The 25,372-nt window shown below is 70.3% G+C and carries 20 protein-coding genes; 9 read left to right on the top strand and 11 right to left on the bottom strand.

Going from position 1 to position 25,372, the window contains the following annotated elements; genetic code table 11:
* The first annotated feature begins 139 nt into the window (after positions 1 to 139).
* From HBB12_RS29795 to HBB12_RS29775, 5 genes are read left to right on the top strand one after another with little or no spacing between them, the layout of a single operon-like run.
* Positions 140 to 1,024: an isocitrate lyase/PEP mutase family protein gene (locus HBB12_RS29795; RefSeq protein WP_236993300.1), complete on the top strand. Its 885-nt coding sequence runs from the start codon at positions 140 to 142 to the stop codon at positions 1,022 to 1,024.
* 49 nt (positions 1,025 to 1,073) lie between these two features.
* On the top strand, positions 1,074 to 2,057 hold the full coding sequence (locus HBB12_RS29790) for an ABC transporter substrate-binding protein (RefSeq protein ID WP_236993299.1): 984 nt from the start codon (positions 1,074 to 1,076) through the stop codon (positions 2,055 to 2,057).
* 9 nt (positions 2,058 to 2,066) lie between these two features.
* Positions 2,067 to 2,900 (top strand): ABC transporter ATP-binding protein, encoded by an 834-nt coding sequence (locus tag HBB12_RS29785; RefSeq protein ID WP_236993298.1) that lies wholly within the window; start codon positions 2,067 to 2,069, stop codon positions 2,898 to 2,900.
* Positions 2,897 to 3,658, top strand: a complete 762-nt coding sequence (locus HBB12_RS29780) for an ABC transporter permease (protein ID WP_236993297.1) — start codon at positions 2,897 to 2,899, stop codon at positions 3,656 to 3,658. Before HBB12_RS29785 ends, HBB12_RS29780 begins: the two co-directional genes overlap by 4 nt.
* Complete coding sequence (locus HBB12_RS29775; protein ID WP_236993296.1) at positions 3,655 to 4,425, top strand: ABC transporter permease; 771 nt, start codon at positions 3,655 to 3,657, stop codon at positions 4,423 to 4,425. The genes HBB12_RS29780 and HBB12_RS29775 overlap by 4 nt, the downstream gene beginning before the upstream one ends.
* A 151-nt stretch (positions 4,426 to 4,576) precedes the next feature.
* Here HBB12_RS29775 and HBB12_RS29770 read toward each other — a convergent pair whose 3' ends face one another.
* From HBB12_RS29770 to HBB12_RS29730, 9 genes are all read right to left on the bottom strand, one after another.
* Entirely contained in the window at positions 4,577 to 5,575 is a 999-nt protein-coding gene (locus HBB12_RS29770) for a sugar phosphate isomerase/epimerase family protein (protein WP_236993295.1), read from the bottom strand.
* A 2-nt stretch (positions 5,576 to 5,577) separates the two neighbouring features.
* Complete coding sequence (iolE, locus tag HBB12_RS29765; RefSeq protein WP_236993294.1) at positions 5,578 to 6,498, bottom strand: myo-inosose-2 dehydratase; 921 nt, start codon at positions 6,496 to 6,498, stop codon at positions 5,578 to 5,580.
* A complete protein-coding gene (locus HBB12_RS29760) occupies positions 6,495 to 7,106 on the bottom strand; it encodes a hypothetical protein (protein ID WP_336886971.1) in 612 nt (203 codons plus the stop codon). The genes iolE and HBB12_RS29760 overlap by 4 nt, the downstream gene beginning before the upstream one ends.
* Complete coding sequence (locus tag HBB12_RS29755; protein ID WP_236993293.1) at positions 7,103 to 8,251, bottom strand: ferritin-like domain-containing protein; 1,149 nt, start codon at positions 8,249 to 8,251, stop codon at positions 7,103 to 7,105. The genes HBB12_RS29760 and HBB12_RS29755 overlap by 4 nt, the downstream gene beginning before the upstream one ends.
* Positions 8,252 to 8,267: 16 nt before the next feature.
* Complete coding sequence (locus HBB12_RS29750; RefSeq protein WP_236993292.1) at positions 8,268 to 10,127, bottom strand: GMC family oxidoreductase; 1,860 nt, start codon at positions 10,125 to 10,127, stop codon at positions 8,268 to 8,270.
* Positions 10,114 to 11,943, bottom strand: a complete 1,830-nt coding sequence (locus tag HBB12_RS29745) for a GMC family oxidoreductase (protein WP_236993291.1) — start codon at positions 11,941 to 11,943, stop codon at positions 10,114 to 10,116. Before HBB12_RS29745 ends, HBB12_RS29750 begins: the two co-directional genes overlap by 14 nt.
* Complete coding sequence (locus tag HBB12_RS29740) at positions 11,940 to 12,344, bottom strand: hypothetical protein (RefSeq protein ID WP_236993290.1); 405 nt, start codon at positions 12,342 to 12,344, stop codon at positions 11,940 to 11,942. Before HBB12_RS29740 ends, HBB12_RS29745 begins: the two co-directional genes overlap by 4 nt.
* A gap of 3 nt (positions 12,345 to 12,347) precedes the next feature.
* Positions 12,348 to 13,742, bottom strand: a complete 1,395-nt coding sequence (locus HBB12_RS29735; protein WP_236993289.1) for a glycoside hydrolase family 15 protein — start codon at positions 13,740 to 13,742, stop codon at positions 12,348 to 12,350.
* A 131-nt stretch (positions 13,743 to 13,873) separates the two neighbouring features.
* Positions 13,874 to 14,311 (bottom strand): lipocalin-like domain-containing protein, encoded by a 438-nt coding sequence (locus HBB12_RS29730; protein ID WP_236993288.1) that lies wholly within the window; start codon positions 14,309 to 14,311, stop codon positions 13,874 to 13,876.
* 851 nt (positions 14,312 to 15,162) lie between these two features.
* Here HBB12_RS29730 and HBB12_RS29725 point away from each other — a divergent pair.
* The 4 genes from HBB12_RS29725 (at position 15,163) to HBB12_RS29710 (ending at position 20,612) form a co-directional block, all read left to right on the top strand.
* Complete coding sequence (locus tag HBB12_RS29725; RefSeq protein WP_236993287.1) at positions 15,163 to 17,274, top strand: hydantoinase/oxoprolinase family protein; 2,112 nt, start codon at positions 15,163 to 15,165, stop codon at positions 17,272 to 17,274.
* Positions 17,271 to 18,887, top strand: a complete 1,617-nt coding sequence (locus HBB12_RS29720; RefSeq protein ID WP_236993286.1) for a hydantoinase B/oxoprolinase family protein — start codon at positions 17,271 to 17,273, stop codon at positions 18,885 to 18,887. Before HBB12_RS29725 ends, HBB12_RS29720 begins: the two co-directional genes overlap by 4 nt.
* 49 nt (positions 18,888 to 18,936) lie before the next feature.
* Positions 18,937 to 19,962 (top strand): LysR substrate-binding domain-containing protein, encoded by a 1,026-nt coding sequence (locus HBB12_RS29715; RefSeq protein WP_236993285.1) that lies wholly within the window; start codon positions 18,937 to 18,939, stop codon positions 19,960 to 19,962.
* Positions 19,963 to 20,120: 158 nt separating this feature from the next.
* The gene (locus HBB12_RS29710; RefSeq protein WP_236993284.1) at positions 20,121 to 20,612 is read left to right on the top strand and encodes a c-type cytochrome; all 492 of its coding nucleotides are present in this window, start codon (positions 20,121 to 20,123) and stop codon (positions 20,610 to 20,612) included.
* Here HBB12_RS29710 and HBB12_RS29705 read toward each other — a convergent pair.
* Both HBB12_RS29705 and HBB12_RS29700 read right to left on the bottom strand, forming a co-directional pair.
* Positions 20,578 to 22,446: an AMP-dependent synthetase/ligase gene (locus tag HBB12_RS29705; RefSeq protein ID WP_236993283.1), complete on the bottom strand. Its 1,869-nt coding sequence runs from the start codon at positions 22,444 to 22,446 to the stop codon at positions 20,578 to 20,580. The two genes, HBB12_RS29710 and HBB12_RS29705, sit on opposite strands and share 35 nt — an antisense overlap.
* The gene (locus HBB12_RS29700; protein WP_236993282.1) at positions 22,439 to 25,288 is read right to left on the bottom strand and encodes an AMP-binding protein; all 2,850 of its coding nucleotides are present in this window, start codon (positions 25,286 to 25,288) and stop codon (positions 22,439 to 22,441) included. The genes HBB12_RS29705 and HBB12_RS29700 overlap by 8 nt, the downstream gene beginning before the upstream one ends.
* Positions 25,289 to 25,372: the final 84 nt, after the last annotated feature.

Below are 25,372 nucleotides of genomic sequence, written 5' to 3'. Positions count from 1 at the left end.
CGCACCGAATCGCCATTGACAGACCCGAAACACGGAGTAGCCTGTCCGGACAACTGCATCCAAGCAGAGCGCGGACCGGATAGGCCGTGCGCCCCCGCGACGGGGCAGCGGGCCGAGAGGCCCGGCCAGGGAGGAACGGATGGGTCAGGCCCGCCAGATGCGCGCGCTCCTCGCGCGCCCGGAGATGATCGTCGCGCCCGGCGCCTATGACGGCATCACCGCCAAATTCATCGAGCAGGCGGGCTTTCCGGCGGTCTACATGACCGGCGCCGGCACCGCGGCCTCCCTCGGCTATCCGGATTTCGGCCTCGTGACGATGAGCGAGATGGCGGCCAATGCCGGCACCCTCGCGCGTTCCGTCGAGATCCCGGTCATCGCCGATGCCGATACCGGCTACGGCAACGAGCTCAACGTCACCCGCACGGTGCACGAATACGAGATGCGCGGCGTCGCCGGCCTGCACATCGAGGATCAGGTCAGCCCGAAGCGCTGCGGCCATCTCGACGGCAAGGAGATCGTGCCGCGCGAAGAGTTCGTCGCCAAGATCCGCGCCGCGGTGGCGGCGCGGCGGGACACGGATTTCGTCATCATCGCGCGGACCGATTCCCGGGCGGTCGCCGGCTTCGACGAGGCGGTGGCGCGCGCCAACCTCGCCCTCGCCGCCGGCGCCGACATGGCCTTCGTCGAGGCGACGCAGACCCTCGACGAGATGCAGGCGGTGCCGCGCCTCGTGACCGGGCCGTGCCTGCTCAACGTGGTGCGCGGCGGCAAGACGCCCGACATCGACATGCCGGCGGCGCAAGCGATGGGCTACCGGCTCGCGATCCTGCCGAGCCTCCTGTTCGGTGCCGCCATGGAGGCCTTCGACGCGGCGCTCGCCACGCTGAGGGAGACGAACGCACCGCCGGGCTCGGCCGGGGCACCGGCGATCCGCGAGCGCTTCCGCCGCCTCGGCGCCGACCGGTGGGACGGCCTGCGGACCCGCTTCCGCGACGAGCCCGCCCGCGCCGCGGCCGCCGAGTAGGCGGCGCGCCTCGACACCGACGATGCCGGCCGGACAGGGAGAGACGAGAATGATCCTGAGAACCTTGCGTGCCGGAGCTTTGGGTCTGCTGCTCGCAGGCGCCGGCCTCGCCGGGGCGGGCGCCCGCGCCGAGACCATCACGGTCACGCATTGGGGCTCGGCCTTCTACGGCGCGCCCTACGCGGTCGCCCTCGAGAAGGGCTTCTTCAAGAAGCGCGGGCTCGACATCACCGGCTTCCTCACCTCGGCCGGCGGTGGCACCTCGGTGCGCAACACGCTGGCCGGCGAGGTGCCGTACGGCGAGGTCGCGCTGCCGGCCGCCATCCTGGCGATCCAGTCCGGCCAGCCGATCAAGATCATCAGCGGCGGCGTCGAGAGCGTCGAGGACATCCTCTGGATCACGCAGCCCGACGGCACGATCGGCTCGCTCGCCGACATGAAGGGCAAGAAGATCGCCTATACGGCGCCCGGCTCCGTCACCAACATGATCATCCTCAACTGCCTGCAGAAGGCCGGGCTGGAGCAGAAGGACCTGCAGCTCGTGGCGGCGGGCGATCTCGGCGCCAACCTCTCGGCGGTGCTCAATCGGGCGGTCGATGCGGCGATGTCGGGCGAGCCGCTGTGGTCGGGCAACCAGGGCAAGGTCAAGGCGGCGTTCTGGGCCAAGGACTGCATGAACCCGGCACTGACCCAGACCGTCGGCATCACCACGACCGAGTTCGCGAAGACCGGCGGCGACACGCTGCGCGCGCTGATCGAGGCGCGGCGCGAGGGCGTCGCCTACATCAAGGCCCATCCCGACGAGGCGGCCGACATCCTCGCCAAGGCCTATGGCGGCGACGCGAAAGTGTTTCGCGCGGTGTTCAAGCAACTCGTCGGCTTCGAGTATTTCGGCGACGGCCGCCTGCACTACGACAACATGACCCGCATGCTCGACGGCATGAAGCTCGTCGGCCGCCTCAAGAAGCCGGTGGAGTGGGGTCAGGTGGTCGATCCGTCCTTCCTGCCGAAAGACCTCCAGGCCTCGCAGTAAGGAATTGAGATGGCCGTCGTTGCCCTCAGCGCCGATCCACGCAGCGGGATGCCCGCCCAGGCTCGCGAGATCCACGCCGAGCTTCGCGGGGTCACCCGGGTCTACGGCCGGCTCGCCGCGCTCGGGCCCCTCGACCTCGACCTCGTCAAGGGCGAGTTCTTCTCGGTCGTCGGCCCGTCCGGCTGCGGCAAGTCCACCCTGCTCGACGTCCTGTCCGGCCTCGGGCGGCCGAATGCCGGCACGATGACGTTCGAGGGCGCCCCGGTCGCGGGCGTGCCCGACGGAATCGGCATCGTGTTCCAGGAGGACGCCTCGTTCCCCTGGCTCACGGTTCGCGACAACGTCGCCTTCGGCCTGCGCCGGGCCGGCACCGACGCGGCCGAGATCGCCCGCCGGGTCGATTACGCGCTCGGCTTCATGGGGCTGTCCGACTTCGCGCAAGCCTATCCGGCGCAGCTCTCCGGCGGCATGCGCCAGCGGGTCTGCATCGCCCGCACGCTGGTGACGCAGCCGCGCCTGATCCTGCTCGACGAGCCGTTCGGGGCGCTCGACCAGCAGACGCGCCTGCTGATGGGCGACGAGCTCCTGCGGCTGTGGCGCGAGACCGGCGCCACGGTGCTCCTCATCACCCACGCCCTCGACGAGGCGGCGATGCTGTCCGACCGCATCGGCGTGATGTCGTCGCGGCCCGGCCGCTTCATCGAGATCGTCGAGACCGGCTGGCCGCGCGAGCGCGACAGCCGCATCGTGGCGGAGGAGCGCTTCGGCCAGGTCACCGCCCGGCTGTGGTCGCACCTGCGCGAGGAATCGCTGAAGGCGATCGGCAAGACGAGCGCATCATGACGCGGGAGCGCGCGATCGTCCTGACCCGGATCGGCTGGATCGCCGGCTTCGTCCTGCTGCTCGAAGCGGTCTGCCGACTGCACCTCGTCGATCCGCTGACCCTGATCCCGCCGAGCGAGATGATCGCCACGTTGTGGACCATGCTCGCCTCGGGCGAGATCACCGGCGACATCGCCCGCACCTTCGCGACGGTGGCGGTCGCCGTGGTGCTCGCGGTCGCGATCGGCTTTTCCCTGGGTGTCGCGATCCACGCCCTGCCCCGGATCCGGCAGGGTCTCGACCCGCTGCTCGCCTCCTATTACGCGATCCCGACCTTCGTCTTCTACCCGCTCTTCGTCGCCATCTTCGGCCTCAACAGCGTGCCGCTGATCGTGCTCGGCATGGCGTTCGGGGTGCCGGCGATGATCCTCGCGACCCTCAACGGTCTCGACCGGGTGCCGCGGGTGCTGATGCGCACCGCCCGGGCCCACCGGCTCGGGCGCCTCTCGACGCTTGCCCACGTGGTGATGCCGAGCGCCCTGCCCTACCTGCTCACCGGCGTGAAGCTCGCGCTCGCCTACGCCTTCATCGGCATCATCGCGGGCGAGTTCATCCTAGCCGATGCCGGGCTCGGCCACGCCATCGCCTATGCCTATGACGGCTTCGAGAACCGCACGATGTACTCCCTGATGCTGTTCGTGCTCGTGGTGGTGACCGGCCTCAACATGACCCTGCACGCCTGGGAGGGCCGCCTGATGCGCCGCCGCATCCGCTCGTGAGCGCCCCCTCCTCGCTTCCCGCCGCTCCGTCCCGCTCAGGCCTCCTCGACGGTGCGATCACCATCGTGGTTCTCGTCGGCCTCTGGCAGGCGCTCCACGCTTATGCCGGCGACGCGGCGATCGCCTCGCCGCTCGCCGCCCTCCGGCACCTGTCGGGCCTCGCCGCCACCGCGGGGTTCTGGTCGCATGCGCGCGCGACGCTCACCGCCTTCGCGGCCGCCCTCGTGATCTCGGCCGCCCTCGGCATCGGGCTCGGGCTGGTCCTGGGCCTGCGCCGCTTCGCCGGGGAGGTCGCCGAGCCGATCCTCGCCGGCCTGTACTCGATCCCCAAGGTCACGCTCTACCCGGTGATCCTGCTGATCTTCGGCCTCGGCCTCGGGGCGAAGGTGGCGTTCGGGGTGATCCACGGCGTGATCCCGATCACCCTGTTCACCCTCACGGCGGTCAAGGGCATCAACCCGGTGCTGGTTCGCACCGCCCGGGCGATGCGGCTGAGCCAGGCCGAGACGATCCGCACGGTGCTCGCCCCCGCGGTGCTGCCGGAGATCGTCACGGGCCTGCGGGTCGGCTTCTCGCTCACGCTGCTCGGCGTCCTCGTCGGCGAGATGTTCGCGTCGCAGAAGGGGCTCGGGTTCCTGATCGTGAACGGGATCAGCCTGCACAACGTGCAGCAGACGACCGCCGTGATCCTGATGCTGGTGATCGTGGCGGTGGCGGCCAACGGCGCGCTGCTATGGCTCGACCGGCGCCTGTTTCACCGGACCTAAGCAAACTTGCGTTGGCAGGCCAACGCTTCGTCCGCTTAGATCCTTATCTCATCGCAGATTTCTTCCGCAAAACCGGCAGCCACTTTTTCGAAATCTGCTTAGGCACGGAGCGGCGCGATCATGCGGCGCTCCGAGCAGACCTGCGTTCTCCTCACCCCGTCGCCGCCGCCAGCGCCGACATTTGCTCGCGGAAGGCGGCGAGGGCCGCCTCCGCGACGGCGTAGGCGCTCGGGCCGGGGCCGGGAGCATCCTCGCAGGGAATCCAGAACTTGCGCCGTGTCTGCCGCAGCGACCCGAGGAAGGGCGGCACGGCGTTGAACACTTCGAGCAGGTAGGGCCCGGTATAATGCGGGACGATCGGCTCCAGGAACGTGCGCCAGGGAATCCAGCTGTCGGCGATCACGCCGCGGTCGGGGGCCGACACGTGGACGTAATGAAGCCGGCGTTCGGCCACCGCATCGGCGATGCCATTGCGGAATGCGCCCGGTCCGTCGCTGCCGAGCAGGACGTGCGCGCTGTCCACGCACACGCCCAGGCGGGGGTTCGAGACGTGCCGGAGGAAGTCCATCACGTCCGCCACCATGTTCGGCGCCGGCGTTTCCCAGTGATCGACCGGTTCGATCGCCAGCGTGACGCCGTGCTCGCCGGCATAGTCGGCGAGTTCCCGAAGGACCGGAGCGGCGAGTTCGTAGCGCGGCGCGAGCCACGTCTGCAGCGCGTCGCTCCACAGCGGCTCGTTGAAGTCGGTGGTGGGGAAGACGCCGTAGGGGAACACGATCGGGCCGGCGAGCATCGTCCCGCCGAGCGCGACGGTGATGTCGACCCGCGACTTGAGATAGGCCAGGGCGGCGTCGCGCTGCTCCTTCCACGGCGAGGTCGGATCGAAGGTCCGGGTCGTGCCGACATTGGTGGCGATCCGCAGGTCGTCCAGGCCGGCAGCGGCGAGCCGGCGGCGCAGGCGCCGGTAGCTGTCGACCTCCGCCGCGTGGTCGAGGGTCGGCGTCGGCGCGATCGGCAGATCGAACCCGTCATAGCCCATGTCCAGGAGCGCCCGCATGTGACGGATGATCGTCTCGGAATAGACGACGTCGTCGGGCCGCAGGTCGGCCGTGAACATGAAGAAGCTGAGATAGACCTCGGGATGCGGCATGATCAGAACCCCAACGTCGCACGGAGGTATTCGCGGGCCATCCTGGCGTAGCGGAGCGGATTGGCCTTGGCCGGATCCTGCTCCGCCTCGACCACGATCCAGCCGGCGAAATCGTGTCTGGCAAGCGCTTCGAAGATCGGCGGGAAGTCGATGCACCCGTCCGGATCGCCCGGCACGGTGAACACGCCGTTCTCGACCGCCGTCTGGAACGACCAGTTCTGCGTGCGGGCCCGCTCGACGATCTCGGCGCGGTTGTTCTTGAGATGGATGTGCTTGATGCGCTTGCCGTGCTTGTTCGCGACGTGGAGAGGATCGACGCCGGCGAAATAGAGGTGCCCGGTATCGAGCAGCAGGTGCACCAGGTCCGGCGCGGTGCCATGCATCAGGCGGTCGATATCCGCCGCGACGTTGACCCCCGTTCCCATATGCGGGTGGTAGCAAAGGCGCTTGCCGCGATCGTTCGCCATGCGGCCGATCTCGTTGAGCCCGTCGCACAGGTGCTTCCACTGCCTGTCGTCGAAGATCGGCCGGTTGGCGAACACCGCGATCGGCTGGGGGTTGGCGGCACCGCCGAACTCCGCCACCACCAGATCGTGCCCGCCGACGGCGTCGAGGAAATCGAGCTGCTGGCGCACGGTGGCGATCGTCTGCGCATGGCCCTCGGGAATCGTGAAATAGGTGCTCACCCAGGGTTCGGAGACCGTGAGGCCGCGCAGGTCGAGCTCGGCCTTCAGGACGCACGGGTCCTTCGGGTATTTGTGCCCGACGCTGCACCCCTCGTAGCCGGCGAGCGCCATCTCGCTGACGCATTGCCCGAAGGTGATGCCGATGTCGATCGACCAGAAATCGTCGTTCCACCACAGTGTCGGCGTGACGCCGATCCTGACCTTGTCCCGCTTGAGCTTGGGTGGCTGGGCAGTCATTTCGGGAAGTCTCCGGAATGGGGCGGCGGATGTTCCGATTTCGGGGCGTGATGCGGGGCGACGTGGCCCTCGCGGACCTGCGTCACCATCGGGCCGGGGTCGTGCCCACCGCCGGGCCCGCCTCCGCGGCCACCCGTCGAGGCCGCGAGGGAACAGGTGAAGGCCGGAATGGACGGGGGCCTGGCCCAGGATCCATAGCCCGGCGCCTTGGCTCCCGGCGGATGGGCGCCGATGGCGGTCCACAGCAGGCCCTCGGCATAGGCTGCGGGCGTGACCATGCGGGAGGTGTTGCTGGCGCGGGCGCCGAACTTCTCCGTCCAGCTTCGCGGCAGCTCGTACCAGATGCCGATATACCACATCTTGATGATCGCGCGGGCGACCGGGCCGAGATACTCGTCGCCGAGGATCTTGTGGCGCAGGTCGACGATGCGATCGGGACCGGTCTTGAGGGTGCCGTAGCGCGCCAGGAGTTCGTCGAAGGCTGCGCCCGAGGCGGCCCGCGCGGCCTCGGCATAGTTCTCCGCCTGGCCCGTGCCGAGCAGCTCGAACCGCGTGAAGCAGGTCATCTCGACCGAGAAGTCGAGGAAATCGTTCAGATAGGCGGTCATGCCGGTTCCTCGACATGGGGCTCGGCATCGGGTTCGCAGGGGGATTGGCCCTGCGATCGTCCGTGCGGGCAGACTTCGAAGGTCGGGGCGGCGTTGAACGGCGAAGACTCGCTGAGCGGATTGCGGATGAGCCGGTTCATCGCGTTGCGCAATTCGAACATCATCGACACGCCGCCCTCCAGCAACTGCGGCTCCCCGGTGAAGGCGCGCTGCAGCAAGTGCAGGAAGCCGCGATAGGCGTCGTTGAAGGCTTTTGCCGCCGCCTCCGCTTCCGAGCCGGGCTCGTAATCGGTCATCTTGGCATTGGCCTTGAGCGGGTAGACCGCGTCCCAGTCCACATCCAGCGCGGGCCCGGTCGGCGTGAACGGAGGCCTGCCGGTATCGTCGGATTTCTGGAAGTAGCGACCGCATTTCAGCTGCATGTAGCGGTAGTAATGCGCCAGCTCGCCCTGGTCGCCATAGATGCTCTTCAGCTCGCCCTCGCCCTGCTCGATGATGAGGTCGATCGCCGTTTCCGCGCTCTTAAGATCCGTCACCGGGGTCAGCGAGCCGCCGCCCGAATAATAATACTCGGACGTGACTTGCCTTCTGGGATCGCCGCAGAACATTTTCTCACCCATCTGCGCGTAGACGTTCGAGAATCCTTTTTTGACCGCGTCGTAGAATTCGCCGATGCTGTAGAAGACGAAATCCGTCTGGGTCGGATGGCACGTGATGTAATGACGGCTTTCGGCCGTCACCTCCGGTCGATACAGGAGCTGCATGTCGGGCTCCGGGGCGAGGCGCGGTCGCTCGATCTTGAGGAAGGTGTCGATCGCGTCGCGCGAGAACGGCTGCAGGCCGACCCGGAAATCCGTCTCGCCGTCCGGAAGGAAGGCGGGATAGCACGGGACGAAGTCGTCGGCGGTCACCCGCGGCGTGCCGCCGATGGCGTTGAGGAGGTTCGCGGCCAGGACGAGATGGAGCATTTCCTCGACCGCCACCACACGCAGCACCTGGGCGGCATCCGGGTTCGTGCCGGGCTTGATCGAGTACAGAGCGGTCAGGTAGGGCGGGATCGTCGCATGTTCCAGCTTCATCGCGGTGTGCAGATACGATCGAAGCGTGTCGATGTCGGTGATCGGCTTGGCTTGCTTGGATTTCATGATCGGCGTTCCTTCGTCAGGCCGCGGTCCTGTACTGGCCGGTCGCCAGATGGGACAGCATGGCCCCGGCGCTGCGGAAGCAGAGCGCGGCGAGGGTGAGGGTCGTGTTGGCCGTCGCGATGGTCGGCATGCTGCCGGCGCCGACGAGATACAGGTTGTCGTGCTCCCAGGAGCGCTGATACGTGTCGACGACGGAGCTATGCTTGTCGTTGCCCATCACGTGCGTGCCGGCGATGTGATTGCCGCCGCGGATGACGTAGCCCTCCCCCTCGTAGGGAACGTAGCCGTAATCGGCAGGGTCGTAGGCCGTGTAGTCGGCGGCTCCGAGTCGCTGGAACACCATCCGGGCGAACTGGCGCGCATAGGCCGCGCCGCGCATCGTGTAGTCCGGAATGTTGTAGGAGATGATCGGCCGCATGTTGCCGAGCGCATCCGTGAAGGTCGGGTCGACGCTGACCCGGTTGCTCTCGTTCGGCATCACCTCGATCATGAAGGCGAGCTGCAGCTGGCGCGACACGCGGTCGATCAGCCCCTGGCGCAGCTCGCCGCCGAACTTGTTCTGGTTGTCGACGAGCTCGATCAGGTCGGAATAGGGCGAGCCGACGGCCCATCCCCAGCCGTCGTTGTGGATGTCGACGCTGAAGGCGGCCTGGTGCCGGCGGAAGTTGCCGCCGCGCAGCTCGACGATGCCGCCCGTGCAGTTGGTGCCGCGCATCACGCCGCAGATCTCGGGCATCACCGCCCAGCTCAGCAGGTAGGCGTGATCCATCAGGTTGCGGCCCATCAGCCCGCTGCGGCCGGGAAGGCCCGAGGCCAGCATGAGCCGCGGATTCTCGATCGCGTTGGCGGCCAGCACGTAGAGGGTGCCCCGGGCGACGTGGCGCTTGCCCGACGGTACCTTGGGATCGCTGTAATGCTGGAACTCGATTCCCGTGACCCGGCCGGAATCGGAATCGACCAGGACGCGCGACGCCACCGCCTGCCGCACGATGCGGACCCGGCCGTTCTTCACCGCGGCCGCGAGGGTCTTGCCGGCATTGTACTTCGCCTGGACCGGGCAGAGCGGGACGCAGGCGTTGTTGCCCTGGCAGCGCCCGCCCATGTCGGACTGGTGGTCGCTCACCGCCAGGACCGGCTCGAAGCCCTTTTTGTTGTCGTAGTCCGGATTGGGAATCCCGTTGCGCGCCTGCGGGAAGGGTCGGACCTTGAGTGCGAAGCTCTCGCCGTAGAGCTCGACATTCGTGCCGCGGATACCCTTGTCGACCTGCTCGTCGAGGTAGGAGAGCGGCAGGCCGTGCATCGGGAAGACGTATTCCGGGTCTTTGAAATACGTGCCGAGATATTCCGTATCCTTGCGGTTCGCCGACACGCCCATCTCGCGCTCGGCCTTGCAGTAATAGGGTTCGAGATCCTCGTTGGTGATCGGCCAGTCGACACCTCTTCCGTAGAGAGTCTGCATCTGGAAGTCCTCCGGAAGCATCCGGATGACCTTCCCCTCCCAGTGCATCGTCGTCCCGCCGAGCACCCGGGTATAGGTCGTGTCCGAGCCGTAGGGCCCGGTCTGGACCAGGTAGGCGCTGGTATCCGGGCGGCCGGGGGTGATCTTGTGCACGTCGCCGCTGCGCGGCATCGGCGCGTTGGGGTTGGGGCCGAAGGGGGATTGGTTGTCCTTCGACGCGGTGCCGTAGAACCGTTCGAGGTAATCCTCGTAGCGCTCGCCGACGCCGGCCTCCAGGATCAGGACGGACTTGCCCGCCTCGGCGAGTTGCCTGGCGATGATCGCCCCGGAGATCCCCGATCCGACGATCACGGCGTCGAAGGTCACGCCGTCGATGGCCGTCGGATCGGTGTTCGACGCGTCGTCAGGCAGCAGCATGGCCGGGCCCTTGCTTGAAGGTGGCGAGGATGTGATCGGCGGTCCGCAGCGCCAGCGCGGCGATCGTGAGCGTCGGGTTGGACGTGCCCATCGTCACCATGCTGCCGCCGCCGACCGCGAAGAGGTTGGGATGGCCCCAGACGCGCTGGTACGGGTCGACGACGGAAGTCGCCGGGTCGTCCCCCATCGCGTGCGTGCCGGCGAAGTGGCCCATCCCGTGGTAGCGGAAGGTTTCGCCCTCGAAGCTGACCGGGGGGAACCAGTTCTCGTCGATGCCGGTACGGTCCTCGATCCCGGCACGCCGAAAGATCGCGCGGCTCACCCGCGCGGCGGCCGCCATCCCGGCCTTGGTGTAGGCGTCGATCCGGTAGTCGATGATCGGCAGCGGGTTGCCGATGGGGTCGAGATGGGCGGGATCGATGCTGATCCGGTTCTCGCGGTCGGGCAGTTGCTCGACCGCGAGCGACAGGCGCACCTGGCGCGGGAGGATGTCGGTCAGGGCGGCCCGCAGCTTCGCCCCGTACAGGCCCCGCTTCAGCACCGCGTCGGCCACGGTGGAGTCGGGCGCGCCGGTGGTGGCGCGCCAGCCGTCGTTGCCGATGTCGTAGCGGAACGCCGCGTGCTCGCTGCGGAAGCGGCCGCCGCGGCAATCCTCGATGCCGGAGGTCGAGAGCGGCCCCCGGAAGGCGCCGACCGGCCGGGGCGCCAACCCCCAGGCATAGAGCGCCGGATGGTCCATCAAGCCCCGGCCGACCCCGCCCCCGGCGATGCCGGAGGCCAGCAGCAGCTTGGCGTTCTCGATCGTGTGCGCCGCCAGGACGTAGACGCGCGCCGTCACCGATGCGGGCGTGAAGGCGGTCGAGGCCGGGTCGTCGTAGCGCTTGTACTCGATCCGCTGCACCGTCCCGTCCGCCGGATCGGTCACGATCGTGCTGGCGACCGCCTGCGCGCGCACCTGAAGGCCGCCCTCGATCGCACCGGCGAGGGTCTTGCCGGCATGGTAGCGCGCCTGGATCGGGCAGATCGGCGTGCAGGCGGTGTTGCCGGCGCAGCGCTCGCCGAGGCTCTGCTCGACCTGCACGCCGCGGTCGCGGATGTCGATCGCGCCCTGGGGACGATAGCCGGCCCGCGGCACGCCGTTGCGGGCGGCCGGATAGCCGCGGACCTTGAGGCTGATCCGCTCCGTACCGACCGTCACTTCGAGCCCGTCGATTCCGGTGGCCAGTTCCCGGTCGGACCAGCTCGGCGGGATCCGGCGCATCGGGTAATCGTAGCCGTCCTCGAACGTGACCCCGAGATAGCGCTGCTCCGCGACGTCGCCGGACACGCCGATCGCCCGTTCGGCCGCGGCGTAATAGGGGGCGACGTCGCCGTAGCCGAGCGGCCAGTCGCGGGCGACGCCGTGCTCGGACTGCATCGCGAAGTCTTCGGGGAGCATGCGCAGAGAGACGCCGAGCCAGTGCAGGGTCGATCCGCCCCAGCGGCGCGTATAGGAGCTACCGTAGAGGTGCGGGCCGCGCTGGATGAAGTAGCCTGGTTGCGGCGTCTCGGGGTGAGCAAGGTCGATTTGCTTGAGGTAGGCCGTGTCGGCCTGCGGCGCGGCCTTCGCGGGCGTCCAGGGCGATTCCGGGCCCTTGGCCTGGGCGGCATAGAATTGCCGGAGATGATCCGTGTAGCCGTCGAAGCGGCGGACCGTGTCCGGTCCGGCTTCCAGGACCAGCACGCGCAGACGGGCGCCGGTCAGCGCATCGGCGATGAGCGCGCCGGCCACGCCCGCGCCCACGATGACGACGTCGAAGTGGTCTGGGGGGTTCATGGCGACGGCTCCGGCTCCAGCGCCCAGGCTGCGTAGCCCTGCGGCTCGGCACCCGCCGGATGCGCACCGGCGGCGCGCCACATCAGGCCGGCCTGGTAGGCGGCGGGCGAGATCACGCCGGCGGGCGGCTTCGAGGTTGCCGGCACCCCGGGCACGACCGTCCACGACCCCGTGTACCAGAGCAGGATCAGGGTGCGCGCGAGCGGACCCAGCCGCGCATCGTCCATGATCGCGTCGTCGTCGCCCCCCGCGGCGAGCAGGCCGTCGAGCAGCCCCGGCGGCAGGCGCGCATCGGCGGCGGCGACATACGCCTCGGCCATGCCGGTCGCCCGGAGGTCGAACACGGACCAGCCGGTCAGCCGGGCGGACAGGTCGAGGAAGCGCGCGGTCCGGTCCGCCATGGCTCAGCCCTCCACCGCTTGCCCGGTCCGGGCGCGCACCGCGGAGAGGAAGGCGGCGTAGCTCCAGGTCAGGTTCCGAACGCTCTTCTCGTAGCCGCTGGTATTGTCGAACTGCTCGCTCAGCTCGAGATGGTTGCTGTGGAACACGATGGCACGCAGGATGGCGTCGCCGGCCGTCCGGAGCGCCTGCGCGGCCGGGGCCGCCGCCGTGCCGGCCCCGACACCGACCTGGCCGAAGAAGTCGCGGGAGAGTTCGTCCAGGGGAACCCGCCCGCCGGCATCGACGGCGTTCGCGACGCGATAGTAGAGCTCGGCGAGGTTGCAGCTGCAGAGCGCCCAAGGGTGGCCGCCCTGCTCCGCGTCGCGGGTGTTGCCGTCGTAGATGTCGCCGGGATAGCGGCCGAGCAACGGCCCGAATCCGCGCCGCGCATCGTCCCCGTTGATCCGGTAGAACACCGCCGAGGCCGGATCGGCCCACTGGGCGCGCAGCTTCGCGGCGGTCGCCAGCAGCCTGGGATCGGTCGGCGGGACCGCGCCGTAGAGGCAGGCGCCGATGACGTCGATGTTGAAGTCGTAGCCGGCATCGGCGGCAAGCGGCGGGTCGGCGTCCAGGACGGAGAGGTAGGCGGTCCCGTTCCAGTGCCGGTCGAGGGCATCGGCCAGCCACGCGATGGCGGCATCGGTCCCCGCCGGGACCGGAATGCCGAGCGTGTTGGCCGCGATCTCCCGGAAGCAGCGGAGCTGCACCGAGCGGGCAAAGAACGACAACCCCTTGTGCTCCTCCCACAGATTCATGGTGGCCTGCCGGTAGACCCCGAGGAGATAGTCGAGATTGATCCGGATGAGTTCGTTCGCGACGGCGCGCGTCGGCGCGTCGAGCCGGTCGTAGACGCCGATCACGGCGATGGTCTGGAGGGCGGGACCGTCGCTCTGCTCGCTCCAGGGCCGCGGGCGCCCGTCGACGGTGAAGCAGGCGTGACCGAGCGTCAGCTGCGTGTCCCGCTTCGCGGCCTCCTGCACGTTTTCCTGGCACAGGCGCGAGAAGGTGACGTAGTCGATCAGGCTCTGCGCGCCGCCGACCGCCGGCGCCGGACCCTGCGCGGCGGCGATCTCGATCGCCGTGATGGCGGCGTCGCGCACCCAGTGGAACACGTAATCCTGGTCGATGCCTGGCGTGATCCGGGGATAGGACGGCGAGGCGATCACGCAACCGGGCTTCGAGAGCGCACCGCCGACCGGTTCGACGATGATGTACCCGGCCGACGTGACGTTGCGCATCATCAGCGCGAACATGTGCTGAGCGATGACGTCGAGATCGGCGTTGCCCGCTATGGCGGGTTTGGCGACCTCGCCGTCGCCCAAGCCCGATTGAGCGCGCGTCCGGTTGAGTGTTCCCACGCCGCATCCCCATCGATCGACGGACCGAATCGGCATCGCCTGCCGACGTCCCGAGCTTTACGACAGCCGGCCAATCGAGAGCCGGTTAATCGACGATTTTACCGAGAGAGACGACCTGGATCGGCGACGCCTTACTTGACGTGGCCGCGCCTCGACCAGCTCAGGGCGTTCGTGACGTCGCCGGACGGCAGATGCTGAACCGGCGTATGCAGAGTCAGGATATGGTCGACGAGCGTGAACGGACGGACTTGTCTCTGCCCCGTCCATCCCGGGAACAGACTCGCGGTGATGTGATGGACGACTTCGTCCCCGTTGACCTCGAACGTGCCGAAATAGGCAAGGCAGGTCGAGTACGCGGTGGCCCGCTCCTCCACCGTTCCCCCGTTGAGCGGATCGCCCGTATCGATCGTCGGCCGGTTCGCGGCCGCGATCTGCACCGCCATGTTGCCGTCATGGGTGTAGATCAGAGATCCCACCGCATGCTCGCCGATCGGATAAGTAATGGACCCGGCGGCATCTTTTCGCTGCCACGCAATCAGGTCCCAACAACCAATAAGCCCTTTTGTCATCGCCGACTCCTTTCGGGACGGATCAAGACATGGACACTTGCGGTTGTGACTTAGAGTGCCTGGCGCGCACTTTGTCAACCAGCAAATCCCCCAGTCGACGGCGCGACCGGGAGCGAATTTCATCGTCTCCGGCAGCAAAGCAACCGAAAACTTCTTCGGTCATAAAATTGTCAATTGGAACAATCGCCTGGCATAAGGCCGCACTCCTTGTCCGGACACGAAGGCTACAGCTGGAAGCGAGGCGTTCGAACCGGGGGCAACCATCTCCGGAAGAACCGACGAGATCGGCCGCCCAGCCGGCATCCCACGCATTTTTACTTATCATTAATCTCGTCCGAGGGCCGGTCGGCGAGGCCGCACCCCTTCGGCAGGCGCGGAATCCGGTGGCGGCCGCATCGGCGGGCCGCTCCACCCCTCATCTCGACCGCACCGACAGGCAAGTAAAATTTTACGGTGCGGTCGATTTCTTCGTATCCTGACATCCGTGCTGGAACTAGCCTTCATCCTGTGCCGGACCAGCATGATGCACCCACGTTGCATGCTTTTTGCATCTGCCCCGTGGCAGGACTATGCACGGTATTGATTTTGACAGTCTTGAAACAATGCAAGACGGCTCATGCGGCGAGGTGAACAGGGAAATTCCGATCGAGATCCCATGACGGCATCCGCAACCGCGCACGGCTCCCGGGCGTGGGCCATCTCCCCGGCGTTCGACGCGCGCGGCGAGACGGCGGGCACGCCCGGCCGCCGATCTTTGCCGCAACGGAGCGGGGAACGCCGTCACGCCCGCCGCTTCGCCCCCGGCCGTTCCTGCCGACGAGACCGGCCGCCCTTCTGCCTGAGGACCATCGATGACGTCGCATCCGCAGATCCGCCTCGGCGCCGATATCGGCGGCACGTTCACGGACATCGTCCTCGATGTCCGGGGCCGCCTGTTCTCCACCAAGCTGCTGACCACCTACGCCGCGCCGGAACAGGCGATCCTCGACGGTATCGCCGTCGTGACCCGGGAGGCTGGCGTCACGCCGGCCGATCTCGGCCTCGTCATCCACGGCACCACGCTGGCCACCAACGCGTTGATCGAGCGGCGCGGCGCACGGGTCGCCTTCGTCACCACCGAGGGGTTTCGCGATGTGATCGAGATGCGGACCGAGAACCGCTTCGATCAATACGACCTTTCCTTGCGCCTGCCCCCTCCCCTCGTGCCGCGCGAGGACCGTTTCACGGTGGCCGGGCGGATCGGGGCAAGGGGCGACGAGATGCTCGCCCTCGACGAGGCCGCCCTGGACGCCCTCGGCGACGTGCTGGCGCAGCGCGGGTTTGGGGCGATCGCGATCGGCTTCATCCATGCCTACGCCAACCCGGGCCATGAGCGGCGCGCCCGCGAGATCCTGAGCCGCAAGGTCGGCGTGCCGATCTCGCTCTCGTCCGAGGTCTCGCCGCAGATGCGCGAGTTCGAGCGCTTCAACACCGTCTGCGCCAACGCCTATGTGCGGCCGCAGATGGCCGATTACCTCGGCCGGTTCCAGGTCAGGCTCAAGGAGGCGGGCGCCGAGTGCCCGATCTTCATGATCCATTCGGGCGGCGGCCTGGTCTCGCTGGAGACGGCCGCGGAATTCCCGGTCCGGCTGATCGAATCGGGGCCGGCGGGCGGCGCCATCTTCGCGGCCGACATCGCCCGGCGCTTCGACCTCGGCAAGGTCGTGTCCTACGACATGGGCGGCACGACCGCGAAGATCTGCCTGATCGAGGGCTTCCAGCCGCGCACCGCGCGCAGCTTCGAGGTCGCGCGCACCACCCGGTTCTGCAAGGGCTCCGGCATGCCGATCTCGATCCCGGTCATCGAGATGATCGAGATCGGGGCCGGCGGCGGGTCGATCGCCTGGGTCGATGCCATGGGCCGCATCCAGACCGGCCCGGAGAGCGCCGGCTCTGAGCCCGGCCCGGCCTGCTACCAGCGCGGCGGGACCCGACCGACGATCACGGATGCGGACCTGCTCCTCGCCAAGCTCGATCCCGACGCCTTCGCGGGCGGCGCGATCACGCTCTCGGCGGCGAAGGCCGAGGCCGCGGTCGCGGCGGCAATCGGGGACCGGCTCGGCCTCGCGCCGGTCGCGGCGGCCTTCGGCATCGGCGAGGTCGTGGACGAGAACATGGCCAATGCCGCCCGGGTCCATGCGGTGGAGAACGGCAAGGATATCGCCGACGGCGTGATGATCGCGTTCGGCGGCGCGGCGCCCCTGCACGCCGCACGCCTGTGCGAGAAGCTCGGTATCGATCTCTGCCTCATCCCGGCTGGGGCCGGGGTCGGCTCGGCGATCGGCTTCCTCAAGGCGCCGTTCGGCTACGAGGCGGTCGGCTCGCGCCCGATCCGGCTCTCGGCCTTCGACGCGGCGGCCCTCAACGCCCAGCTCGCGGACTTGCGTGGGACGGCCGAGCGCTTCGTGCGCGCCGGCACGGCCGCCTCCCTCACCGTCGAGGTGGTCGCCTATATGCGCTATGTCGGCCAGGGCTGGGAGATCCCCGTGTCCCTGCCCGACCGCCCCTTCCGCAATGAGGATTCGGGCCGGATCCGCGACGCCTTCCGGTCGCGTTACGCGCAGTTCTTCGGCCGGCCGATCGACGGGCTCGACGACCTCGACGTCGAGATCGTCACCCTCTCGGTGAAGGTGCAGGACGAGCCGCCCGGCCCCCGGCGCGAGAGCCTCGATCCCGTGGGAAGCCGGGCGGTGGCGGGGACGACCCGGCGGGCGGTGTTCGATCCGGCGAGCGGCGAGCCGCGCGAGAGCGCCATCGTGGCGCGCGACAGCCTCAGCGCCGGCGACCGGATCGCCGGCCCGGCGGTGATCATGGAGCGCGAGACCTCCACCGTCGTCACCTCGCCGTTCGACGCGGTGATCCAGGGCGACGGGTCGATCTGTCTCGTCCGCAAGGGATTCAGGGCAAAAGGGTCCGACCAATGAGCGCGATCGACGACATCCGCCTCCAGGTGATGTGGAACCGCCTGATCTCCGTCGTCGAGGAGCAGGCCACGACGCTCCTGCGCACCGCCTTCTCGACCTCGGTGCGCGAGGCCGGCGACCTCTCGGCCGGCGTGTTCGATCCGCAAGGCCGCATGCTGGCCCAGGCCGTCACCGGCACCCCCGGCCACGTCAACACCATGGCCGAGGCGGTCGGGAACTTCATGGCGGAGATCTCTCGCGAGGAGATGTTCGAGGGGGATACCTACGTCACCAACGATCCGTGGCTCGGCACCGGCCACCTGCACGACATCACCATGGTGTCGCCCTCCTTCCTCGACGGGGTGCTCGTCGGCTTCTTCGCCTGCACGGCCCACGTGGTCGATGTCGGCGGGCGCGGCTTCGGCGCCGACGGCAAATCCGTCTACGAGGAGGGCATCCAGATCCCGATCATGAAGTTCGCCGAGCGCGGCACGGTGAACCGGGATCTCGTGCGCATCCTGCGCCAGAACGTGCGCGAGCCCAACCAGGTGATCGGCGACTTCTACTCCCTGTCCGCCTGCAACGAGGTCGGCCACCGCCGGCTCGTCGCGCTCCTGCGCGAGATCGGTCTGCCCACCCTCGACGCCATCGCCGAGTTCATCTTCGCCCGGACCCGGACCGCGATGGCCGAGCGCCTCCGCGCCCTGCCGAAGGGCCGCTGGACGAACACCCTGACGACCGACGGCTACGACGCGCCGATCCCGCTCTCGGTCGAGATCGCCATCGGCGAGGACGAAATCCACGTCGATTTCAGCGGCAGCGCCCCCCAGAGCCGATGGGGGATCAACGTGCCGATCATCTACAGCAAGGCCTACGCCTCCTACGCGCTCAAATGCGTGGTGGCGCCGGACATCCCGAACAACGCCGCCTCGCTCGCCTTCTTCACCGTCTCGTCGCCGAACAACATCCTGCATGCCGAGCGGCCGGCGCCGGTGAGCCTGCGCCACGTGCTCGGGCACCTGGTGCCGGATCTGGTGCTCGGGGCGCTGGCCAAGGCGCTGCCGGGACGGGTGCTGGCCGAGGGCGCCGCGTCGTTGTGGAACATCCACCTCTCCCTGCGCCCGGTCCCGGGGAGATCCGGACGCCGGGCCGAGGTGCTGATGTTCAATTCCGGCGGCATGGGCGCGCGACCGAACCTCGACGGCCTGTCCGCGACCGCCTTCCCCTCGGGCGTGCACACGATGCCGATCGAGGCGACCGAGCAGACCGGCCCGGTGGTGATCTGGCGCAAGGAGCTGCGGCCCGATTCCGGCGGCGACGGCACCTGGCGGGGAGGCCTCGGCCAGATCATCGAGATCGCCGCCGAGGACGGGCACGATTTCGACTTCTCGGCGATGTTCGACCGGATCGACAATCCGGCCCGCGGCCGCGACGGCGGCGGCGACGGCGCCCCCGGCCGGGTCACCCTCGACGACGGCACCCGGATGCGGGGCAAGGGCTGGCAGCACGTGCCGCCCGGGCGGCGCCTGATCCTCGAGGCGCCCGGCGGCGGCGGCTACGGCGACCCGGGACAGCGCGACGCGGCCGCGCGCCGGGACGACCGGCTCAAGGGATACGTGACGGACGGGGAGTGACGGCCGGTGCCGCGGCATCGCGTTGCGGCGGCAGGACGGCCCTCCTATCATGGCGCCCGTCGTCGACGGCATCGAGGAACTCTTCCGCGTGAGGCGCCCTGTTCGCGATCCGGGACCGGATCGTCCGAAACACGTCCAGGGCAGCCGGGACGAGGCCGTGCGATCGAGGGGCGTGCGCCTGCCGCCGCTCAACGCCTTGCGGGTCTTCCACGCCGTGATGCGCCACCGGAGCTTCCGGAACGCCGCGAACGAACTCTTCGTCACGCCGCAGGCGGTGAGCCAGCAGATCAAGCTTCTGGAAGACACGCTCGGCGTGCTCCTGTTCGATCGGCGCGGCCGCGCGATCGAACCCACGGAGGACGCGATCCTGCTGGCGCATTACGTGCAGAGCGGCTTCGACGAGTTCCAGGAAGGCGTACGCCGGATCTGCAAGACCGGTCCGAGCCACCAGATCAACCTCAACGCCAGCCCCTACTTCGCCACCCGCTACCTCCTGGACCGGCTCGACCGGTTTCGCGATCGGCTGCCGGAGGCCGACATCCGCCTGAAGACGATGGTGGAGGTGCCGGACTTCGTCAGGGACGAGATCGATGTGGCGATCCAGTGGGGCTTCGGGCAATGGCGCGACTACGAGGCGACGCTTCTCGTGCGCGATCCCAAGGTGATCTGCTGCGCGCCGGCGCGGGCCGAGACCCTTCGCGGGCCGGACGACCTGCGCCGGTCCCCGTTGCTGCACCTCGTCCTGGCGCCCGGCCTGTGGGGGCGGATCGTGGGCCATCTCGGGGTCGCGATCGAGGAGATCGAGAACCGGATCCAGGTGCACGACGCCGCCAGCATGCGGCGGGCGACGCTGGCCGGCCTCGGCGTCGGCCTCATCTCGATGCTCGATGCGATGGAGGATCTGCAGGCGGGGCGTCTCGTGGCCCCGTTCGGCCCGGCGGCCCTGGCCGGCATGGCCCCGGACGACGTTCCGGGCTTCTACCTGGTCCTGCCCCGTGCCAACCGCCGGGTGAAGAGCGTCACGGCCTTCTGCGATTGGGCGCTCTCCGAGGATTGGTCGCAACGGCCCGAGTGATGCCCGAGCAAGGCCGGCCGATCGTCCGCGACACCGGTGCGACAGGCCGCCGGCGCGAACCGCGTTGATCCAGATCATCCGCGTCCGGTCCGGGGCCGGTATCCTCGGGCCTCCATGCCGCCCGCCGGATGGCGGCCGACGCCGGATGGAGCCATCCGATGCACCGATCCCACCCCGACACCCCCTGCCCTCCCCGGACGGACGAGGTCCTGCGCGCCGCCCTGCCGCTCGCGGCCAGCGTCGCGCGGGTCCACGTCGCCGCGTCCCGGCGTCGCGCCGGCGCTTCGAGCCTCCGGCCTTCCGCCGCCCTCCGGACCGTCGTCCTCGCCGCCCTGCTCGCCACGGGCGCCCGCCCGCACGTCGCCTTCCCGGAGGTCGCCGCCGCGGCGGATGTCGCCCGCGGCCGGCTGCTTGCCGTGCAGCTCTGCAGCCGGTGCCATGTGGTCGGCCGCGAGCAGAGTACGGGCGGGTTCGTCGGCCCGTCCTTCATCGGCATCGCCGCCATGCCGTCGACCACCGGGGTCGCCCTCAGCGTCTTCCTGCAGAGCCATCACCAGCGGATGCCGAGCCTGCAGCTTGAGCGGGCCGAGCGGGACGCGATCATCGACTACATCCTCAGCCTCCAGGCGGGCCAGCGGGCGACGCGGTGAGGTCGCGACGGCGCTCCGGCGGCGCCGTCTCCTCGCGCAGGTCCGCGAGCGCGCCGGCGAACCGGCCGTGCAGGACGGCGCGGCGCAGCTTGCGGGTCGGCGTGACGAGGCCGTCCTCGACGGTCCAGGGTCCCGGAACGAGGCGCACGGCCTCGACGCGCATCGCGCGCGGACGATCGCCGAGCGCCCGGGCGATGCGGGAGAGGGCGGCGCGCCGGACCTCCGGACGGTCGAGGGCGCCGGCTTCCGCCGGATCGAGGCCGAGACCGCGGGCGAGCCGCGCGAACTCCGCCGGATCGACCGCCACCAGGGCGCTCAGCCGCGGCCGGCCGTCGCCCACCACCATCGCCTGGAGGACGAGGGGGTCGCGGGCCATGGCCACCTCGACGACCTCCGGCGAAACCTTCTCGCCGGTCGACAGGACGATGAGTTCCTTCATCCGGCCGGTGACCACGAGGCAGCCGTCCCGCAACGCGCCGAGGTCGCCGGTATGCAGCCAGCCGTCGCGCAGGGCCTCGGCGGTCAGCGCCGGCTCGCGCCAGTAGCCGCGCATCACGCCGGGCGAGCGCACCAGGATCTCGCCGTCCTCGCCGAAGCGGATCTCCATCCCGGGCAGGGGCGGCCCGACGGAGCCCGGGACGGTCTGGCCGAGGGCGAAGGCCGCGACCGCCGAGGCGGCCTCGGTCAGGCCGTAGCCCTCGACCAGCGGCAGGCCGAGCGCGAGGCAGAAGCGGGCGACGTCCTCCGGCAGCGGGGCGCCGCCCGAGACCGCGAGCCGCAGGCGCCCGCCGAAGGCGCGGCGCAGGCGCCAGGCCGTCAGGCTCCGCAGGGCGGTGCCCGCGACCCGGCGGGCGAGTCCCAGCGGCCGGCCGTCCCGCCGGGCGGCGTAGAGGTCGAAGCCGAGGGCGAGGGCGGCCCGGAGCAGGTGGCGCGTCGGCGCGGAGCGCCCGGCTTGCTCGGTCACGGTGTGGTGCAGGCGGTCGAGCACGCTCGGCACGACGAGGAGCACGGTCGGGCGCGCGAGGCGCAGATCCTCGGGCAGGTGCGCGACCGAGCGGGCGAACACCACCGGCGCACCGAGGATCAGCGGCAGGACGCAGCCGACCACCCGCTCGAAGATGTGGGCGAGCGGCAGGTAGGACAGGAAGACGTCCCGCTCCGTCCCCGGATTGCGCGCCAGCACCGCGTGCGCGACCGACACGAGGTTGCGGTGGCTCAGCATGACGCCCTTGGGCCTGCCCGTCGTCCCGGAGGTGTAGACCAGGGTCGCCAGGGTGTCGGGACCGATCGCCGGGGCGGGCGCGGGGGCGCCCTCGGCCTGCGCGAGCCAGGGGCCGAGGGCGCGCAGGCGCGGATCGGCCTCGGGACCGGGCACGCCGTCGATCGCGATCACGCACCGCACGGCAGAGAGGCCCGCCGCGTGCTCGCCCAGGCCCTGCCACGCCTCCGGCCGCGGCACCACCACGAGGCAGGTCCCGGAATCGGCGAGCAGCAACGCGATCGTCGCCCGCGCTTCGTCGGGAAACAGCGGCACCACGACGAGGCCGAGCGACAGGGCGGCCTGGTCGAACCAGACCCATTCGAGGCCGTTCGGCAGCCAAAGCGCGATCCGTTCGCCCACGGTCACGCCCTGGCGCGCGAGTGCGGCGGCGCGAGCGGCGACCCGCGCCGCCGTCCCGGCCCAGTCGTGGAAGACGAGACGGCCGGTGCCGGGATCATGCGCCGCGTAGGCCCGGCCTTGCGGGCGGCTCGCGGCCCGGCTCCGCAGCAGGGCCGGGAGGGTGTCCGGCGCCTCGCCTTGGGGCAGGATCGGGGGCTCGCCGCGCTCAGCCATGGCCGTCGGCCCCCGCACCCGGCGCAAAGGTGGGGCCGGCGCCGAGGTCCGGCTCGCCGCATCGCGCCAGGATGACCCCGCGCACCGCGTCGCGCAGGCGGATCGCCGCCGGGAAGCCGGTTCCGTCGGGGGCGATCGGGGCGCCGAGAACGACGCGGATCGTCCCGCGCCGGGGAAACCACTGGTCGGCGCGCAGCCGCGACCGCGTGCCGATGATCGCGGCGGGGACCACCGGCACGCCCGCCCGGCAGGCCGCCGCGAAGGCGCCGAGATGGAAGCCGCCGAGGCCCGGCGCGCGGGTGAAGGTGCCCTCGGGAAACGCCACGATCTGCTCGCCCGCCTCGATCCGCGCGAGGAGCGCGCCCGCATCAGCGACCCCCTCCGCCGTGCCGCGATGGACGAAGGCCACGCCCAGGCGCCGCAGGAACGGACCGGCGACGCGCTGGCCCGCCAGCTCGTGCTTGGCGACGAAGACCGGAGTGCCGGGCAGGATCGCGGCGAGGACCGCCGCGTCGAGGTAGCTCGCGTGGTTGGCGACGATCAGTGCCCCGGGGAGCGGCGGACCGCCCTCGGTGGCGAGCGGCATCCCGGAGAGCCGGAAGAACATCCGCAAGGCGGCGCGCAGGGTCGCGTGGCGCAAGGTCCGGCTCGGCAGGACCAGCATCAGCGGCCACAGGACGGCGCCGAGGGCGACGACGAACCCCCACCAGGCGGCGGCATAGGCCGCCTCGCCCGCGAGCCGGGTGCCGCGCCGCAGCCGCGCCGGGACGCTGCCGAGGGCGAGGCGGGCGAGTTCTCCCCGCGGGCCGGGCCGGGCTCCGCCGAAATCGCCGGATTCGTAGAGCGCCCGCATCGCCGCGCGGCGGATCTTGCCGCTCGAGGTCTTGGGCACGGTGTGGGGCGGGCAGAGCAGGATCTCGTCGGGCGGCTGGTCGAGCAGGGCGGCGGTGGCCCGCATCAGCCTTCCGTGCAGCTCCGCGCGTGCGGCCCCGTCCGTCAGCCGCGTCTCGGCGACGAGGATCAGGCGCTCGGTCCCCGTGCGCGGGTCGCGGCCGGGGATCGCCGCGACGCAGCCCTTGCGCACGCCCGCGACCGCGCCCGCCGCCGCCTCGATCTCGTGCGGATGGATCTTGCGGCCGGCCCGGATGATGATGTCCTTGGTCCGCCCGGTGACGTGGATCTCGCCGCCCGCCAGGTAGGCGAGGTCGCCGCTCTCGAGCCAGTCGCCGCGGAACAGGGCGCGGGTCAGGTCGGGCCGGCGGAAGTAGCCGGCGGTGGCCGAGGGGCCGCGGAACTGCAGGCGGCCCTCCCGGCGCTCGGGCAGCTCGTGCCCGGCCTCGTCGACGATGCGGATCTGGTGGCCGGGCAGCGGCCCGCCGCAGGACGGACACCCGATCGAGTCCCGCGCGCCCGGGGGTGCCGGCCGGGCGACGCCGTCGCGGTCGAGCGCCGCGCGTTCGATCCAGTCGATGCGCGGCCCTCGGCCGAGGGGCGGAAAGGCGAGGCCGACCGCGCATTCGGCGAGGCCGTAGACCGGCATGAGGGACGAGGCCTGCAACGCATGCGGGCCGAAGCGCTCGGCGAACCGCGCCAGCGTGTCGGGGCTCACCGGCTCGGCCCCGTTGGTGAGGACGCGTAAGCAGCCGAGGTCGAGCCCCGTCAGGTCCTCGTCGCGCAAGGAGCGCAGGCAGAGCTCGTAGGCGAAGTTCGGCGCCGCCGAGATCGTGCCGCGGTGCCGGTGGATCGCCTGGAGCCAGGACGCCGGATCCGCCAGGAAGGCCAGGGGCGACAGGATCACCGCGGGCGCCCCGAAATAGAGGCTGCCGAGCCAGCAGCCGATCAGCCCCATGTCGTGGTAGAGCGGCAGCCAACTCACCACCACGTCCGACGACGAGGCGCCGAGCGCCTCGCCCATGGCGCGGATGTTGGCGAGAAGGTTGGCGTGGGTCAGCATCACGCCCTTCGGGTCGCCGGTGCTGCCCGACGTGTACTGGATCAGCGCGAGGCTCGCGCCCGTCGCCGGGACGGCAGCGTGGAGCGGGTCCGCGGCGGCCAGCTCCTCCACGCTCGCCAGCACCCGCAGCGTGTCGACGCGGTCGCGCAAGAGCCGGCTGAAGGGCGCGAGGTCCGGGCTGCCGATCAGGATCTCCGGGCCGGCATTGGCCAGGATGCCGGCCTGGCGCTGCAGGTGGTCCTCGATCCCGGTGCGCCGGAACGGCGGATAGAGCGGCACCGGCACGCCGCCCGCCAGCAGGGTCCCGAGGAAGGCCGGGAAGAAGTCGGGCCCGGTCGGCAGCATGATCGCGACCCGGTCGCCGCCCGCGAGCCCGTGGCCGAGGAGGCCCGCCGCCACGCGGCGGGCGCGCGCGTCGAGATCCGCGTAGGTGAGGATCGTCTCGGGTCCGGCCTCCTGCGGGAGCCGGAGATGCGGCCGGTCGGGATGATGGCGGACGTGGAAGGCGAGCACGTCGAGCAGGGTCTCTGCCCGGTGCGGCTCGGCCGCAGGCGGCAGCGCGCCCTCCTCCCCTGCGACCACCCGGACGGTACGGGCCGCGCCGGCCGCCTGGATCGCGGCGAGAAGGTCGGCGGGTGTCGCCGCCTCGCCGATCAGGCGAGCCGGCAGCGAGACCCGGAAGGTGCGCGACAGGCGCAGGAGAAGCTCGGCCCGACCGAGGCTGTCCAGGGCGAGGTCCCGCTCGAGGTCGCTGTCGAGGTCGACCGGGACCGGCCGGCGCAAGTCGGGATGCAGCTCACTGAGGAGCGACCGGATCACGCCGAGGAGGGCCGCCGCGGCCGGCGGCGTATCGTCGGTCGTGCCGACCTGAAGAGCCGTTCCCGGCACGATGCACTCCCGCTCTGGGCCCGACCCCGACGTAAGGGGGAGCCCGTCTCCTGCCGCAGCCTCGCACCCGCTCCTCGCACCGCC

It is taken from the genome of Methylobacterium sp. SyP6R (assembly GCF_019216885.1).
Lineage (GTDB): Bacteria > Pseudomonadota > Alphaproteobacteria > Rhizobiales > Beijerinckiaceae > Methylobacterium.
This window is presented reverse-complemented; position numbering and strand designations above follow the sequence as displayed.